Origin of the sequence: Nocardioides sp. (assembly GCF_035576065.1) — a bacterium.
Lineage (GTDB): Bacteria > Actinomycetota > Actinomycetes > Propionibacteriales > Nocardioidaceae > Nocardioides.
This window is the reverse complement of sequence record NZ_DATLWX010000001.1, coordinates 1-14,517: the sequence shown is the minus strand read 5'-3', so window position 1 is coordinate 14,517 and position 14,517 is coordinate 1. Positions and strand designations below refer to the sequence as shown.

At 70.5% G+C, this 14,517-nt stretch carries 17 protein-coding genes; 10 read left to right on the top strand and 7 right to left on the bottom strand.

The features are described from left to right. Positions 1 to 2: 2 nt before the first annotated feature. Both rplC and rpsJ read right to left on the bottom strand, forming a co-directional pair. On the bottom strand, positions 3 to 662 hold the full coding sequence (gene rplC, locus VNJ48_RS00085; RefSeq protein WP_325597873.1) for a 50S ribosomal protein L3: 660 nt from the start codon (positions 660 to 662) through the stop codon (positions 3 to 5). 7 nt (positions 663 to 669) lie between these two features. Further along, the gene (gene rpsJ / locus VNJ48_RS00080; RefSeq protein ID WP_007078637.1) at positions 670 to 978 is read right to left on the bottom strand and encodes a 30S ribosomal protein S10; all 309 of its coding nucleotides are present in this window, start codon (positions 976 to 978) and stop codon (positions 670 to 672) included. A 498-nt stretch (positions 979 to 1,476) separates the two neighbouring features. On the opposite strand from rpsJ, the gene VNJ48_RS00075 reads away from it, so the two are divergent. The 5 genes from VNJ48_RS00075 to VNJ48_RS00055 are packed head-to-tail and all read left to right on the top strand — an operon-like array spanning position 1,477 to position 6,720. Continuing rightward, a complete protein-coding gene (locus VNJ48_RS00075) occupies positions 1,477 to 2,688 on the top strand; it encodes a hypothetical protein (protein WP_325597871.1) in 1,212 nt (403 codons plus the stop codon). A gap of 4 nt (positions 2,689 to 2,692) precedes the next feature. Beyond that, positions 2,693 to 3,310 carry a DUF4129 domain-containing protein gene (locus VNJ48_RS00070; protein WP_325597869.1) on the top strand — a complete coding sequence of 206 codons (618 nt, stop codon included), beginning with the start codon at positions 2,693 to 2,695 and terminating at the stop codon, positions 3,308 to 3,310. After that, the gene (locus VNJ48_RS00065) at positions 3,307 to 4,425 is read left to right on the top strand and encodes a DUF4350 domain-containing protein (protein WP_325597867.1); all 1,119 of its coding nucleotides are present in this window, start codon (positions 3,307 to 3,309) and stop codon (positions 4,423 to 4,425) included. Before VNJ48_RS00070 ends, VNJ48_RS00065 begins: the two co-directional genes overlap by 4 nt. Next, positions 4,422 to 5,414 carry a MoxR family ATPase gene (locus VNJ48_RS00060; protein ID WP_325597865.1) on the top strand — a complete coding sequence of 331 codons (993 nt, stop codon included), beginning with the start codon at positions 4,422 to 4,424 and terminating at the stop codon, positions 5,412 to 5,414. The genes VNJ48_RS00065 and VNJ48_RS00060 overlap by 4 nt, the downstream gene beginning before the upstream one ends. A gap of 13 nt (positions 5,415 to 5,427) precedes the next feature. Beyond that, a complete protein-coding gene (locus tag VNJ48_RS00055; protein WP_325597863.1) occupies positions 5,428 to 6,720 on the top strand; it encodes a DUF58 domain-containing protein in 1,293 nt (430 codons plus the stop codon). 52 nt (positions 6,721 to 6,772) lie between these two features. Here VNJ48_RS00055 and VNJ48_RS00050 read toward each other — a convergent pair whose 3' ends face one another. Then, positions 6,773 to 7,768, bottom strand: coding sequence for a stage II sporulation protein M (locus tag VNJ48_RS00050; RefSeq protein ID WP_325597861.1), 996 nt, complete (start codon positions 7,766 to 7,768; stop codon positions 6,773 to 6,775). 23 nt (positions 7,769 to 7,791) lie between these two features. Here VNJ48_RS00050 and VNJ48_RS00045 point away from each other — a divergent pair, with 23 nt between their 5' ends. Beyond that, on the top strand, positions 7,792 to 8,607 hold the full coding sequence (locus tag VNJ48_RS00045) for an RDD family protein (RefSeq protein WP_325597859.1): 816 nt from the start codon (positions 7,792 to 7,794) through the stop codon (positions 8,605 to 8,607). Between the two features lie 20 nt (positions 8,608 to 8,627). On the opposite strand, the gene trmB is transcribed toward VNJ48_RS00045, so the two are convergent. Further along, entirely contained in the window at positions 8,628 to 9,353 is a 726-nt protein-coding gene (gene trmB, locus VNJ48_RS00040) for a tRNA (guanine(46)-N(7))-methyltransferase TrmB (protein ID WP_325597857.1), read from the bottom strand. Positions 9,354 to 9,400: 47 nt separating this feature from the next. Here trmB and VNJ48_RS00035 point away from each other — a divergent pair, with 47 nt between their 5' ends. Further along, positions 9,401 to 10,246: an aminoglycoside phosphotransferase family protein gene (locus VNJ48_RS00035; protein ID WP_325597855.1), complete on the top strand. Its 846-nt coding sequence runs from the start codon at positions 9,401 to 9,403 to the stop codon at positions 10,244 to 10,246. 8 nt (positions 10,247 to 10,254) lie between these two features. Here the strand turns inward: VNJ48_RS00035 and VNJ48_RS00030 are convergent, their stop codons facing one another. Beyond that, positions 10,255 to 10,944, bottom strand: coding sequence for a histidine phosphatase family protein (locus VNJ48_RS00030; RefSeq protein WP_325597853.1), 690 nt, complete (start codon positions 10,942 to 10,944; stop codon positions 10,255 to 10,257). Between VNJ48_RS00030 and VNJ48_RS00025 the strand changes: the two genes are divergently transcribed. After that, positions 10,943 to 11,692 (top strand): class I SAM-dependent methyltransferase, encoded by a 750-nt coding sequence (locus VNJ48_RS00025; protein ID WP_325597851.1) that lies wholly within the window; start codon positions 10,943 to 10,945, stop codon positions 11,690 to 11,692. The two genes, VNJ48_RS00030 and VNJ48_RS00025, sit on opposite strands and share 2 nt — an antisense overlap. Here VNJ48_RS00025 and VNJ48_RS00020 read toward each other — a convergent pair. After that, entirely contained in the window at positions 11,689 to 12,213 is a 525-nt protein-coding gene (locus VNJ48_RS00020; protein ID WP_325597849.1) for a GNAT family N-acetyltransferase, read from the bottom strand. The genes VNJ48_RS00025 and VNJ48_RS00020 overlap by 4 nt on opposite strands. A gap of 33 nt (positions 12,214 to 12,246) precedes the next feature. Here VNJ48_RS00020 and VNJ48_RS00015 point away from each other — a divergent pair, with 33 nt between their 5' ends. After that, on the top strand, positions 12,247 to 13,089 hold the full coding sequence (locus tag VNJ48_RS00015; RefSeq protein ID WP_325597847.1) for a hypothetical protein: 843 nt from the start codon (positions 12,247 to 12,249) through the stop codon (positions 13,087 to 13,089). An 80-nt stretch (positions 13,090 to 13,169) separates the two neighbouring features. Here VNJ48_RS00015 and VNJ48_RS00010 read toward each other — a convergent pair whose 3' ends face one another. Further along, positions 13,170 to 13,643 carry a GNAT family N-acetyltransferase gene (locus VNJ48_RS00010; protein ID WP_325597845.1) on the bottom strand — a complete coding sequence of 158 codons (474 nt, stop codon included), beginning with the start codon at positions 13,641 to 13,643 and terminating at the stop codon, positions 13,170 to 13,172. 122 nt (positions 13,644 to 13,765) lie between these two features. Between VNJ48_RS00010 and VNJ48_RS00005 the strand changes: the two genes are divergently transcribed. Then, the gene (locus VNJ48_RS00005; RefSeq protein ID WP_325597843.1) at positions 13,766 to 14,380 is read left to right on the top strand and encodes a hypothetical protein; all 615 of its coding nucleotides are present in this window, start codon (positions 13,766 to 13,768) and stop codon (positions 14,378 to 14,380) included. Positions 14,381 to 14,517 lie beyond the last annotated feature (137 nt).

Here is a 14,517-nt window from a genome sequence, read left to right as displayed (position 1 = left end):
GATCAGGCCTCCGTCTTCTTGGCGGCCGAGCGGAGGACCACGAGACCACCCTTGGGGCCGGGTACGGCGCCCTTGAGCATGATCAGGCCGCGCTCGGCGTCGATGGCGTGGACCGTGACGTTCTGGGTGGTGACGGTGTCGTTACCCATGCGGCCGGCCATGCGCGTGCCCTTGAACACGCGACCAGGCGTGGCGCAGGCGCCGATGGAGCCCGGCTTGCGGTGGTTGCGGTGGGCACCGTGCGAGGCACCGACACCGTGGAAACCGTGGCGCTTCATGACACCGGCGAAGCCCTTGCCCTTGCTGGTGCCGGTCACGTCGATCTCCTCACCGGCAGCGAACAGCTCTGGGCTGAGCTCCTGACCGATGGTGTAGGACGCGGCGTCAGCGGTGCGGATCTCCACGACGTGGCGGCGTGGGGTCACGCCGGCCTTGGCGAAGTGTCCGGCGTCGGGCTTGTTGACCTTGCGTGCCTCGATCTCGCCGAACCCGACCTGGATGGCGTTGTAGCCATCGATCTCGGGCTGACGGACCTGGGTCACGACGTTGGTCGCAGCCGCGATCACGGTCACGGGGACGATCTTGTTGTTCTCGTCCCAGAATTGGGTCATGCCGAGCTTGGTGCCCAGCAGGCCCTTCACATTGCGTTCCAGAGTGCTCATATCAACCTCAGAGCTTGATCTCGATGTCGACACCGGCAGGCAGGTCGAGGCGCATCAGCGAGTCGACGGTCTTCGGCGTGGGGTCGATGATGTCGATGAGACGCTTGTGGGTACGCATCTCGAAGTGCTCGCGTGAGTCTTTGTACTTGTGGGGCGAGCGGATGACGCAGAACACGTTCTTCTCGGTCGGCAGCGGCACGGGGCCGGCGACCTTGGCACCCGTGCGGGTGACGGTGTCCACGATCTTGCGCGCCGAGGTGTCGATCACCTCGTGGTCATAGGCCTTGAGCCTGATGCGGATCTTCTGTCCCGCCATAGGTCTCTCTCGTCCTTATCGATCTCGTACGCCCCGGGGGGTCGTACCGCGTTCTGGTCTGGTTCACGACACGTCCTCGGGTGAGTCCGTACCGCCCGTGCATCCGCCTCCCACCACCGACCCCCGCGGTCGGGCGTGTCGTGTGGTTTTCGCACGACACGAGACCAGGATCTCGATGTGTTGTGGGGGGCACCCGACGGGTTCGTCGGGCTGATCGGGTCTCCTACTCGTCAACATGGCCGGGTGCGGAAACACGCAACAGACTCAATCGATCTTCGGAGACGCGATTCAGTAGTCAAGTGCTGCCACACTCCGCCAGCCGCGAACAGACGACTCGCCGGAGCAACCGGACTATCTTGGCAGAGATCGCCGTACGCGCCAAATCGGACCGATCGGGGGCATCGGGGGCGCCCGTGCGCACTCATTATTGCCTGCGGGTGGTCCACGACCCGGGGCGACCTGACAGGATTGCGCCGACTTCAGCGAACGGGGAATCCAGTGTCCGAGCATCACCCACCACCGGGGTGGCAGAGCCCGCCTCCGGGCCCGCACGGCCCGGCAGGCGAGACCGCACCTGAGCCGACGGCTCCCATCCAGGCCCCCCTCCAGGACCCACTGCAGGCCCCGCCGCGCCCCTACGACCCCTACGCAGCGCACAGGCGACCGCGCCGGCCGGACGAGCCAGCCCCCCATCAGGCCCCCGCGTCGTCGTTCCGTCCTGCGGCATACGCCGGTGCTGCCCACAAGCCGGGCGCGATCCCGCTCCGGCCGCTGTCGCTGGGCGACATGTATGACGCAGCGTTCAAGATCATCCGGTTCAACCCACGGGCCACCGTCGGCTCCGCCGTGCTGGTGGCTTCCGTGGCCATGGCGATCCCCGTCGTGATCACGGCCGTGCTCGGATCGGTCATGGACCTGTCGATGACCGGCGACCTGACCTCCAGCTCGTCGGGCGACGCCGGAGCCGCGGCCACGTCCGCGGACGTGGCGGGCTTCCTCGGGGTCTTCGGAGCTCTCGGACTGGGTGTTCTGCTGCAGAGCCTGGGGCTGATCCTGGTCGCCGGCATGATCGCGCACGTGGTGGCGGCCGCGGTCATGGGTCGCAAGATGTCCCTCGGCGAGGCGTGGGCGGCGACCCGGGGGAAGCGCTGGCGCCTCATCGGCCTCACCTTCATGCTCGGAGCGGCCACCACGATGATCATCACGGTCTACCTCCTGAGCTGGATCCCGGTCACGATGGCCGCCGACTCCTGGGAGCTGCCGGTCCTCTACGCCCTGGTGAGCATCCCGGCGTTCCTTGCCTTCCTGGTCTGGTTCTGGGTCCGCCTCTACTACCTGCCCGTGCCGGTGCTGATGCTCGAGGACGTCGGCGTCTTCGGCGCGCTCGGGCGCGGCTACCACCTCACGGGTAGGGCCTTCTGGCGGACCTTCGGCATCGCCCTGCTGACCTTCGTCATCGCCCAGGTCGCCGGCTCCATGCTGGCTGCCCCCGTCAGCATCGTGGGCCAGGGACTCCTGCTCGGCGGCCTCCCGGGCGAGGCGGGCGTCTACCTCCTCGTGGTGAGTCAGGCGCTGACCTCAGTGATCACGGCAGCGTTCGTGGCCCCCTTCACGACCTCGGTGGCGACCCTGCAGTACGTCGACCTGAGGATGCGCAAGGAGGCCTTCGACGTGGAGCTCATGCAACGAGCGGGAATCACCCAGTCGTGACCCGATGGTGACGGCGGCCCTCCGCCTCGATCCGCCTCTTGATCCGTCGCCGGAGGAGGGGCGCGGCCTGCTGCGCCGCGAGCTCATCGACCCCGAATACCACCAGGACGACGTCGTCCGCCGCTTCCTGGAGTGGCTGAGAAGGGTTCTCCTCGGCCTGCTCGACGCGGCCTCGGGGGCCCCTCCCCTCTCCACGTTTGCGGCCATGGCCGTCGGCCTGTTGCTGGTGCTCGCCCTGATCTGGCTCGTGACCCGCGCCCGCGCGTCCCCGCGGTCGGTCTCGGCGACGGGTGCGGTCCTCCCCGACGAATCGATGAGCGCCGCGGAGTGGCGTGAGCGCGCCGAGCGCGCCCACGCAGACGGGCGCTTCTCCGAGGCGCTGGTCGACGCGTTCCGCGCTCTTGCCGCCGGCCAGGTCGAGCAGGGGGGCCTCGGGGAGTCGCCCGGCGCCACGGCCCACGAGGTCGCGCAGGCGCTGCGTGCGGCATACCCCCAGCAGGCCGATGGCATGAGCGAGGGCGCCCGGCTCTTCGATCTCGTGTTGTACGGCGACCGCGCAGCCACCCGCGAGCAGGCCGAGCTCCTGCTGTCCCTCGACGCCGAGCTCGCGGGGGCACGATGAGCGGGTGGTTCGAGCGCAACCGCTCGATGGTGCTCATCGGGCTCGGCACGCTCGCGGCCATCGTCGTCGCCGCGCTGCTCAGTGGCGGACCGCGCACGGGTGCCGACCATGACCCCGAGAACCCCGGGGCACGCGGCGCCCAGGCCCTGGCCCGGGTCTTGGAGCAGGAGGGTGTCGAGGTCGAGATCGTGCGCTCGGCCGCAGCGCTCGAGGAGCAGACCCTCGACCCGGCCACCACGGTCCTGGTCACGTCCGCCTCCAATCTCGGCAAGAGCACCGCTGACCGACTCCTCGAAGCCGCCCGCGACAGCACCGTGGTGGTGTCGGGGGCAGCTCCCGGGACCGTCGAGGCGCTGGGTGTCGAGGCACCCGTCGCCTTCAGCTCGCTCGAGGGCACTCAGACAGCCGCCTGCACGGACACCGGCCTCGGGGACTTCGAGGGGATCGACATCGAGGTCGACGAGGCGTCGTCGTATGCCACGAACGCCGGTTGCTTCGCATCCGACGGCGGCTGGTTCGTCGCCTCCGCCGACGAGGGCCTGGTCCTGCTCGGTGCCCCTGGCATCCTGGAGAACGACCAGGTCCTGCGGGCTGACAATGCTGCGGCAGCGCTCAGGCTGCTGGGCCAGCAGCCGCGGGTCGTCTGGTACGTCCCCAGCCTCGATGACCTGGTCGGTGACGACGGGGTGAGCCTGCGCTCGCTGCTCCCCCCCTGGCTCAAGCCGGCCCTGTGGTTGCTCGGGCTCGCTGTCCTCGCCTTGATCTGGTGGCGGGGCCGGCGACTGGGCGCGCTCGCGGTGGAACCCCTGCCGGTCTCGGTCCGTTCGCTGGAGACCACAGAGGCCCGGGGGCGCCTCTACCGCTCGGCCTCCGCCCGTCAGCACGCGGCGGACGTGCTGCGTCGATCCACCCGGGACAGCGTGGCCTCCCACCTGCGGCTGCCCCCGTCCGACGTGGACGTCCTCGTCCGCGACGTCAGCGCCCGCCTCGACCGAACCGCTGCCGACATAGACGACCTGATCGGTGACGGGGCGACGGCGCCCCGCACCGACGACGAACTCATCCGCTTGGCCACCGCGTTGGCCGAGCTCGACACAGAGGTAGGCCGCACATGACCAGCACCGACCAGAGCCCCCACGAGACCCACGCTGAGCACGAGGGAGCGCGCGAGCGGCTGGGTGCCGTCCGCACCGAGGTCGCCAAGGCGGTCGTGGGCCAGGACGCCGCCGTCTCGGGGCTGCTCGTCGCCCTGCTGTGCGGCGGCCACGTGCTGATGGAGGGCGTGCCCGGGGTGGCGAAGACCCTGCTGGTGCGCACGCTGGCCGGGGCCCTCGACGTCGAGACCCGTCGGGTCCAGTTCACGCCCGACCTGATGCCCGGTGACATCACCGGGTCGATGGTGATCGAGGGTCGCGCCGGCGAGCTGGCGTTCCGCGAGGGGCCCCTGTTCACCCAGCTGCTGCTGGCCGACGAGATCAACCGGACTCCCCCCAAGACACAGTCGGCGTTGCTGGAGGCGATGGAGGAGGGCCAGGTCTCGGTGGACGGGGTGTCGCGACAGCTGCCGCGCCCCTTCCTGGTCGCGGCCACCCAGAACCCCGTCGAGTACGAAGGCACCTACCCCCTCCCGGAGGCCCAGCTCGACCGCTTCCTGCTCAAGATCGTGCTGCCCCTTCCCGGACGCGATGACGAGCTGGAGATCCTCAACCGGCACGCGGCGGGCTTCGACCCCCGCGACGTGCGCGCCGCCGGGGTGCGGGCGGTCGCCGGCCCTCGGGACATCGAGGCCGGTCAGGTCGCGGTGCGCTCCGTCCAGGTCTCCCCCGAGGTGACCGGCTACATCGTGGACATCGCCCGGGCCACGCGCGACTCCCCCTCGCTGTCACTCGGGGTCTCGCCCCGTGGTGCGACGGCGCTCATGCGTTCCGCTCGCGCGTGGGCGTGGCTGACGGGACGCGACTTCGTCACGCCCGACGACGTCAAGGCCCTCGCCCACGCCACGTTGGTCCACCGGCTCGGACTGCGGCCCGAGGCCGAGCTCGAAGGGGTGGACGTCGCAGCCGTCCTCACCTCGGCGCTCAACTCCGTCCCGGTTCCGCGTTGAGCACACACTGACCATGGTCATCACTGGTCGCGTCCCACTGCTGCTCCTCCTCGGGCTGGTGCCCGTGGTGCTGCGGCCTGCCATGAGCACGGTGTGGCTGTGGTTCCTCCTGGTCGCGGTGGCGACCGTCGTCGACTGGCTCCTGGCCGTCAAGCCGCAGAGCCTGACGATCGAGCGTGGCGACATCGGGTCAACCCGGTTGGGCCACGAGGCCGAGTCCCGGCTGACGGTGGGAAATCTGGGCACGCGGCCGGTCCGCGCCGTCCTGCGCGACGCCTGGCAACCCAGCGCAGGCGCCGAGAACAACAGGCACCAGCTCCGACTGGCGGCGGGCAGCCGCGCTGTCGTGACCACGTCGCTGCGTCCCAGCCGACGAGGCGACCTTCGCGCAGTCGGCGTGACCGTACGCGCTCCCGGCCCCCTCGGTCTGGCCGCCCGGCAGCTGACGCTCGACGTGCCCGGGACGGTGCGCTCCCTTCCGCCCTTCGAGTCGCGCAAGCACCTGCCGTCGCGGCTGGCGCGCCTTCGTGACCTCGACGGCCGCTCTGCCGTCCGCATCCGCGGCGCCGGGACCGAGTTCGACTCCTTGCGCGAATACGTCCGCGGCGACGACGTGCGGTCCATCGACTGGCGGGCCAGCGCCCGCAACCGCAACGTGGTGGTCCGGACCTGGCAGCCCGAGCGCGACCGCCGAGTCGTCCTGGTCCTCGACACCTCGCGCGTCTCGGCCGCCAGGATCGGCGATGTCCCGCGCCTGGACGCGGCGATGGACGCGACGCTGCTGCTGGCGGCGCTGGCGGCGCGTGCCGGCGACCGTGTCGACTTCCTGGCGGGAGATCGTCGGGTCCGGGCTCGCGTCCGCGCCGCAGGTGCGCGGGACATCGCGGCCCGGCTGCAGGAGGCGATGGCCGACCTCGACCCGGTGATCGCCGAGGCGGACTGGTCTGCCTTGGCCGGAGAGGTCAACCGTCTGGGCCGCCAGCGGGCCCTCGTCGTGCTCCTGACTCCCCTGGAGCCCGCCTCGGTGATCGAGAGCCTCCTGCCGGTGCTCCCGGCGCTGCTCAAGCACCACCGGGTCGTCGTCGCCTCGGTGCAGGACCCAGCGCTCGGCGAGATGACCCGGCAGCGCGATTCGCTGTCCGACGTGTACGCCGCCGCGGCTGCTGCCCGCGTCGTCGAGCAACGACGACGGGCCAGCGACATCCTGGCGGCGCTGGGCGTGCACGTGGTGGACGCCGACGCCGACCAGCTGCCGCCGGCGTTAGCCGACCACTACCTCGCACTAAAGGCGCGCGGACTGCTGTGAGCCGTCCGCCGCGGGCCTTCCCTCGGGGGTTTGCGCTCAGGGCGCTTCGGGTCTAGGCCTGGGTGGCGACGCGCGCCTCCAACAGTGCGGCGTCGATGTCACCCGTGTGGCCGCGTGCCACGGCACTGCGGCCCAAGACGAAGACGTAGGCGAAGAACGCCAGCTCGGCAACGACGCCGATCCCCACCCGCGCCCAGGTCGGCAGGCCGGAGGGCGTCACGAAGGCCTCGATGATCCCGCTGACGAACAGCACCACGACCAGCCCCAGGGCGACCGTCCCCGCCGTCCGACCCTCGCGCGCCATCGACTGGCCGCGGGTGACGTCGCCGGGCGCGACCCACGACCAGAAGAGCCGCAGGCCCACCCCGCCGGCGACGAAGACGGCCGTCAGCTCGAGGAGCCCGTGGGGGCTCAACAGGCCGAAGAAGTGGGCAGCGTGGTCGTGCCGGATCATGATCGAGCCGATGATGGCGAGGTTCGCCATGTTGTTGAACAGCAGGTAGATGACCGGGGCACCCAGGACTCCGAGGGCGATGCACAGGGCCGTGACCCACGCGTTGTTGATCCACACCTGGGCGGCGAAGTGCGAGGCGGCGTACTCGCTGTAGTAGTTCTCGAAGTCGTGGCGGACTAGCTGGTCGACCTCGTCGGGCGAGAGCAGGCTCTGCTCGACTGCCGGATTCTGGAGGAGCCACCACATCATCACTGCCGTGACGACGACGTTGACGGCCATGGTGGTCAACCACCACCAGCGGAGCCGGTAGAGGGCGGCCGGGAAGCGGTTGGTGAAGAACTCCCCCACGCTGCCCCAGGTCGTGGTCCGCGCGCCCACCGTGCGCAGTCGGGCCCGGGCCAGGATGGAGGACAGGTAGGAGATCAGCGCGGCGTCGGGTGCCGAGGTGCGCACGACCGAGAGGTGGGTGGCGACGCGTTGGTAGAGGTCGACGAGCTCGTCGTTCTCGGCGCCGTTGAGCGGACGGCGGGTGGTGAGCTCTTCGAGCCGACGCCACTGTGCGCCGTGAGCTAACACGTATGCGTCGAGGTCCACGCGCCCAGCCTATGCTGGTGCCGATGTCTGCTCAGGGATCCCCGTTCGCCAGCCTCACCTCCGATGACCTGGTCACCGGGGAGGCTGTCGCGCTCGACCTGCCCGCGGCGAGCCTCGGCTCGCGCATCGGCAGCGGCCTGATCGATGTCCTGGTCACCCTGGTGCTGGTGGTCGTGTTCATCCTGTTCCTCGGCATCGCCGTCCTGCAGACCGACGGCGCCTTGGCCCACGTCGCCTTCATCGGCACGCTCATCACCGTCTTCCTCGTCATCCCGACGACCGTCGAGACGCTGAGCCGGGGCCGCTCGCTCGGCAAGCTGATCTGCGGCCTGCGCACCGTCCGGGACGACGCCGGGCCCATCTCCTTCCAGCACGCGTTCGTCAGGGCGCTCGTCGGCTTCGTCGAGGTCTACGCGTTCACGGGCGCACCCGCTTTCTTCTCGGCGATGCTCTCCGCCAAGGGCAAGCGTCTGGGCGATCACGCAGCCGGGACCTACGTCGTGCGCGAGCGCGTCCGACTGAGGCTCTCGCCCCCGGCGTTGATGCCGATCCACCTCGCCACCTGGGCCCGGTCGGCCGACATGGCCCGCCTGCCGACCAGCCTGGCGTTGGCGGTGCGCCAGTACTTGGGCCGCGCACAGACCCTGGACCCACGCACCCGGCACGATCTCGGCTCCCGCCTCGCCGCAGACGTCGCAACCTACGTCTCGCCTGCGCCACCGGGCGGCACCCAGCCACACGACTTCCTCGCGGCCGTCATCGCGTCGCGGCGCGAGCGCGACTCGGCCCGCCTCGAGCGCGAGGCCGTGATGCGCAACAGGCTGACGGGCGAGCGCTGACGCTCCCCTGGTGGTGAGCCCTAGGCGTCGACGCGGGTGTAGGCGAGGTCGGTGATCACGCGGTTCCGCTCGAGCCCCTTGCGTTCGAAGCGGGTGATCGGCCGGTCGGCCCAGCGCTCGACCGGGCCGCCGGTGAGCAGGGGTTCCGCGTCGAGCACCTCGGCCATCTGCGCGGCATAGTCGGCCCAGTCGGTGGCCAGCCGCCAGACCCCACCTGGCTTCACGCGGCGTGCCAGGTTGGCTGCGTTGGCCGGAGTGACCAGTCGGCGCTTGTGGTGCTTGGTCTTGTGCCACGGGTCGGGGAAGAAGGTCCACAGCTCGCTCAGGCTGTCGGGCTCCACCAGGTGCTCGAGCGACCAGACCGCATCGACGCTGCAGAAGCGGACGTTGTCGGCACCCGCCTGCGCCACGCGCCACAACGAGTCGGCGATCCCGGGGAGCCACACCTCGAAGGCCAGGATGTTCGCCTCGGGCCGCGCGGCAGCCAGCGCGGCGGTCGCCTCGCCGATCCCCGAGCCGATCTCGACGATCAGCGGCGCCTCGCGATCCCACCAGCTGCCCAGGTCGAAGTCAGGGCGGTCGACCGCTGCGTCCGGGATCACCCAGTCGGCCTGGTGCGCCGCCCATCCCTCGGCCTGCTGGGGGGTGAACCGGCTCCCCCGTCGGGCGTAGGTGAGCACCTCCTGCATCCGGCGACCGTCCTCGGTCAGCTTGGTGTGCGGGCGCGGTGGTCGGACGTCGTTCACGGGGCCAGTCTTCCAGTGGCGTCCGCAGGGCTGGGATGCTGTCCCGGATGTACGCCGACGCCATCGCCTGGGCCCAGCAGCACCTCGACCGCGTCGTGACCCACGCGGTGCCACTGGTCGGCGGCATGACATCGACGATGCTGGCGCTGCACGACGAGAGCGGCGTAGCGGCGGTCCTGCGGCTCATCGACCAGCAACCATGGCGGACCCATGGTCCCGACCTGGTCGCGCGCGAGTCCACCACGCAGCAGACGCTCCTGCGGACGGCCGTGCCGGCTCCCGCGAGCCTCGCGACCGACCTGGACGGCCGGAGCACGAGCCACCCCGCGCACCTCATGACTCTCGTGCCCGGGGCACTCGACACGTCCCGCTGCGACGACGACGCGCTCACGGCCATGGCCGCGCTGCTCGCCTCCATCCACGCCGTGGAGGCGATCCCGCCCCCGCGGGAGTTCCAGTCGTGGGCCTGGCCGGCGAAGTGGGTGGTGCCCGCATGGGCACGACGCCCGGAGCTCTGGCGAGCCGCGTTCGACGTGCTGGCAGCCGATCCGCCGCCCTTCGCAAGGGTCTTCCTGCACCGCGACTTCAGCCCGCGCAACCTGTTGTGGTCCGGTGACACCATCACCGGCGTCGTCGACTGGGTGGAGACCTCGACGGGACCAGCGTGGCTCGACGTGGCGCACTGCGCGACCAACCTCGCCGTGCGCCACGACACCGTGACGGGCCAGCGGTTCGCGTCGGCGTACTCCCGACTCACCGGCGTGGAGCGCGACTCCTACTGGGACGTGATGGACGTCGTCGGTTTCCTGCCGCCCCCCGGGCGCAGGGGCATGTTCGACGAACCCGGGCAGCGGGTCCGCCTCGAGGAGCACCTCGTCTGGGCGCTGACCTGACGGTCGGTTCACACGCGCAGATGGCCGGGGAACCCCGTCCAGCGGAGCTCCGGCGGCAGGTGCGTCACGTCGTTGGAGACCATGACGGAAGGTGGCCCGTCCAACGGATACATGATGACCGTCAGGCCGGCATGGCATTGGATCGGCCCCCACCACCGCCAGTGCGGCGCGTCGAGGGCATCGCGGACCAGCCAGCTGATCGTGAAGGCGTGCGTGATGACGATCTCGACCGGCTTGCGCCCATCGGTGGCCGGGCCGGCCAGGCGCTCGATCGCCCGGGAGCCCAGAGCCGCACCCTCGTGCGCCTCCTCCTCAGAGACGTCGGCGAACGTCGACATGACGGTGTCCGCCCAGGCAGAGGGCACCTCGTCAGTCGCGGGAACGGACGGCACGTAGTCGCCCGCCACGTCGGCTTCTGACAAAGACGGCGGGTGGTCGAACTGAACGGCTGCGACCCGCGCGGTCTCGGCCGCTCGCGGGAGGGGCCCGTGCATGACCTCGCCCACTGACAGCTGTGCCAGCCGACGACCCAGGTGCTCGGCCTGCTCGGTGCCAGCTGGTGTCAGCCCGGAACCGTCCGGGCGGGGCTCGGCGTGACGCACCAGGTAGAGCAGGCGGGTCTTCTCATCGGCGGTCATGCCCCGATCCCACCACAGCGCGGCCACGGCGCTCGGCCCGCCTCGTAGGGTGCTGGCCATGACGCTCAGCGATCGTGCAATGACGTTCGGGGAGGTCGCCGAGGACTACCACCGGTGGCGTCCCTCCTACCCTCCAGCCGCTGTGGACTGGCTCGCGCCCGCCGCCCCGGCTCGGGTCGCCGACGTGGGTGCCGGAAGCGGGAAGCTCACCGAGCTGCTGCTCGCCCGCGGCCTGGAGGTCGAGTCCGTCGAGCCTGACGAGCGGATGCTCGCGGTGCTCGGGGCCAACAACCCAGCGGCTCGGCTCCATCACTCCAGCTCGACCCGCATCCCGGTCGAGGACCACGCGCTCGACGCAGTCCTGGTCGCGGACGCGTGGCACTGGTTCGACCCGGACCCCACCCTCGCGGAGCTGCGTCGCGTCCTCAAGCCAGGTGGTTGGCTCGGAATCGTCTGGAACGTCGCGGCCGAACCGGTCGAGCCGTGGGAACGTGATCTGGCCGCCGACTCCGACGACTACGACCGGAAGAGCAAGGCGAGCACCGACGGGTTGAACAAGCGGCTGTCGTACTTCGACCCGGACGAGCTCGAGTCCAACCAGGTCGAGTGGGTGTGGGAGGTGTCCCCGCACCACCTGGCCTCCCTCCAGGCCACGACCTCCATGGCCATCGCCATGACGGCGGACGAGCGAGCCGCCTCCTTCGAGGAGTCCCAGGCGTTGCTCCAGCAGATCTGCGATGCGCACGGGACGCGGACGATGCCGCTGCGGCAGGTCGCGACCTGCATCCGCTGGAGCCCGAAGGCCTAGCCGAACGCGTGATCGTCCAGCGTCATGGAGTGCACCACGACGGGGACGGCCGTGGTGATGCACGTCGACCTCTCGCGCGTCATGCCGGTCTTCTCAGCGACACGTTGGGAGGCACGGTTGTCCGGATGGGTGATGGCGATGAGCCGCCTGACGCCGCGGCCCTGCGCAAGCTCCCGACATGCTCGAGCCCCTTCGGTGGCGATGCCCTGACCCTGTCGGTGCGGAACGACGTGATAGCCGATCTCGAGGTACTGCTGTCCGTCGACGACCTGCCACGTCAGCCCGCAGTCGCCCAGGAACTCGCCGCTGTCGTCCTCGATGACCCACAGGCCGAAGCCGTCCCGGGCGTAGTTCTCTAGCGTCCACTCGATCCACTGCTTCGCCTCTTCGCGGGTCTTGGGCCGCGGGTAGAAGCGCATCACCTCGGCACTGCCGAGAAGATCGGCCATGACGCCGAGGTCGCTGGCCGTCATCCGGCGAAAGGTCAGCCGTGGAGAGGTGGGCAGGTCCCCGAGAGACATGGGGGCAGGCTACTGCCGTACTAGCATCCGGGCATGCCTCAACGCCGCCACCTCCGACAGGGCCTGGGCTTTCTGCTCGCGGCTGCGTTGCTGCTGACCGGGTGCGGGGCCGAGGGCTCGACGGACGCAGACGCACCTGCTCCGTCGCCGACGTCAGAGCCCCCGTCCGAGGCCACGTCCGAGGCCACGTCCGACTCGACGTCCGGACACGAGACCATCGCGGAACGCTGCTCGGGCAGCACGCCCCCGGACGCCACTCTCGACAACCTGACGGTCAAGGGCGACGGCATGACGATCCCGGCAGTCGCGGTGCGGCCCACCGGGCGACCGCGGGCCGTGGCGGTGTTGCTGCCCCAGACGACTGGCGGGCTGTGCGGGTGGTTGCCCTATGCCGCACGACTGGCGACGCGAGGGGTGCTCGCCGTGTCGATGGACGTGTGCGGGTACGGCGCCACCTGCCGCGGCACCATCACTCACCGGATCGAGGTCCAGGTCGACGCCGTCCTCGCTCACGTCGGAGCCCCAGACGCGCCGGTCACCCTGATCGGCGCGTCGATGGGCGGGTCGCAGACGGTGCGAGCCGTCGCTCGTGGGGCAGGCGTGGATGCCTGGGTGGACGTGTCCGGCCTCAGCGCCTGGGACGGCGACAACCTGATCGACCTGGCACCGGACATCACGAAACCCGGGTTGGTCGTCTACGCACGCAGCGACGGCCCTTTGGAGTTCGGCAGGGCTCGACAACTGGCGCGAGCCACCGGCGCCCGCTTCCACGAGGCACCCATCGGGCACGGCTGGGACCTGGTGCTTCGGGGGAGCAGCAACCGACCCACTCGGGCCGGGACCGTGATCGAGGAGTTCGTCCTCAGCGCCACGTGAGCTGAGCGGCACGTGCTCACCTCAGCGAGGATCAGTGGCCAGCACGTCGTAGGCGAACTCGTCGGTGTACGTCCCGTCGATCAGCCAGTCGCTCTGGCGCGTCCTACCGGTGCGCGTGAACCCCGCCGCCTCGGCCACGCGCTGCGACCCGCAGTTGCCACAGCTGCGAGAAGGGTGAGACGACGTAGTCCACTTCCCCCATCGGCCAAGGGCGTGAGCGCCTCGTCGACGACAGCGACTGCTGCGGCGGTCGTCGTCCCCGTGCCGCGAGCCTCCGGGTGGGCCCAGTAGCCGAGCGCCGCCGTGTCGGTCAGCTCGCCGTGGCGACCGCTCAGGCTGATGTGCCCCAGCAGCACGTCCGTCGTCGCGTCGGCGACGGCCCAGCTCATGAAGCCTCCGCCCTCGACGTGTGCGAGCGCGCGCTCGATGAAACCGTTGGCGTGCTCCAGGCTGTGGCGCTCGTTGATGACGTCGCTGCCGAGCCACCTGACCGTCTCGGGATCGGAGCACGCCTCCTGCACCCGAGGCGCGTCCCGGGGCAACAGGGGGCGCAAGGTGACGTCGCGTCCGTCCCGGGACCGGGTGGTGAGGCGGTGGCGTATGGCGGAAACGTATCCACTCGTGCTCCGTGGGGCGAAGTCCTTTCCCCGGCGCCCCGTCAGGAGCACACTCAGGCATGCCCGGACCGCGTCGCGCCCTTCCCCTGCTGCTTGCGCTCGTCCTGACCGGCGGCTGTGGCAACGACACGGCCCCGGACGAAGCGGCGGATCCCGATCCCTCGTCGAGCGACCCGGCCACCCTCGAGGCGATCACCCCGGCCGGGGTCGCGGGCGTGGTCCGCGAGGTCGTCGGCGCCGAACGGATCGTCTCCTACTCGGCCGCCGGCGAGAGCGACAGCGTCGGCGTGCAGGTCAGGCTCAGCGGACGACAGGTGCTGGTGGTGACCGTGCAGGTCACCGGCGACGCGCCCATCGACAGCTGCGAGGACATCGCCGACACCGCCATGGGCGGCGGCGAGTGCGAGACGGACGAGGACGGGACGATCCTCGCCTCAGGCACGGCCGAGGCGTTCAGCGACGACAACACGCGCGGATCCACGGTGTTGGCGCAGTCGATCAACCCCGAGAGCGGCCGAGTCGTCTACGCGTTGTACGAGACCTACTCCCCCACGCCAGCCCTCGACCCGGCCACCGTGGCCGCGATCGTGTCGGATCCCGCGCTCGCGGCGATGACCGACCCGGCGACGAACCAGGCCGGCGCCGACATCGAGCTGACGGCCCCGGGCAGCTAGGGCGTGTCTCCTAAAGAACGCGGGGTCGAGCCGTGATTGTTGACTCATGTCACGTTCTGCAGTGCTGACCGACGCTCAGTGGGCTCGGATCGAGCCGCTGATGCCATCGTCCGAGGGGCAGCGGGGACGGCCGTTTC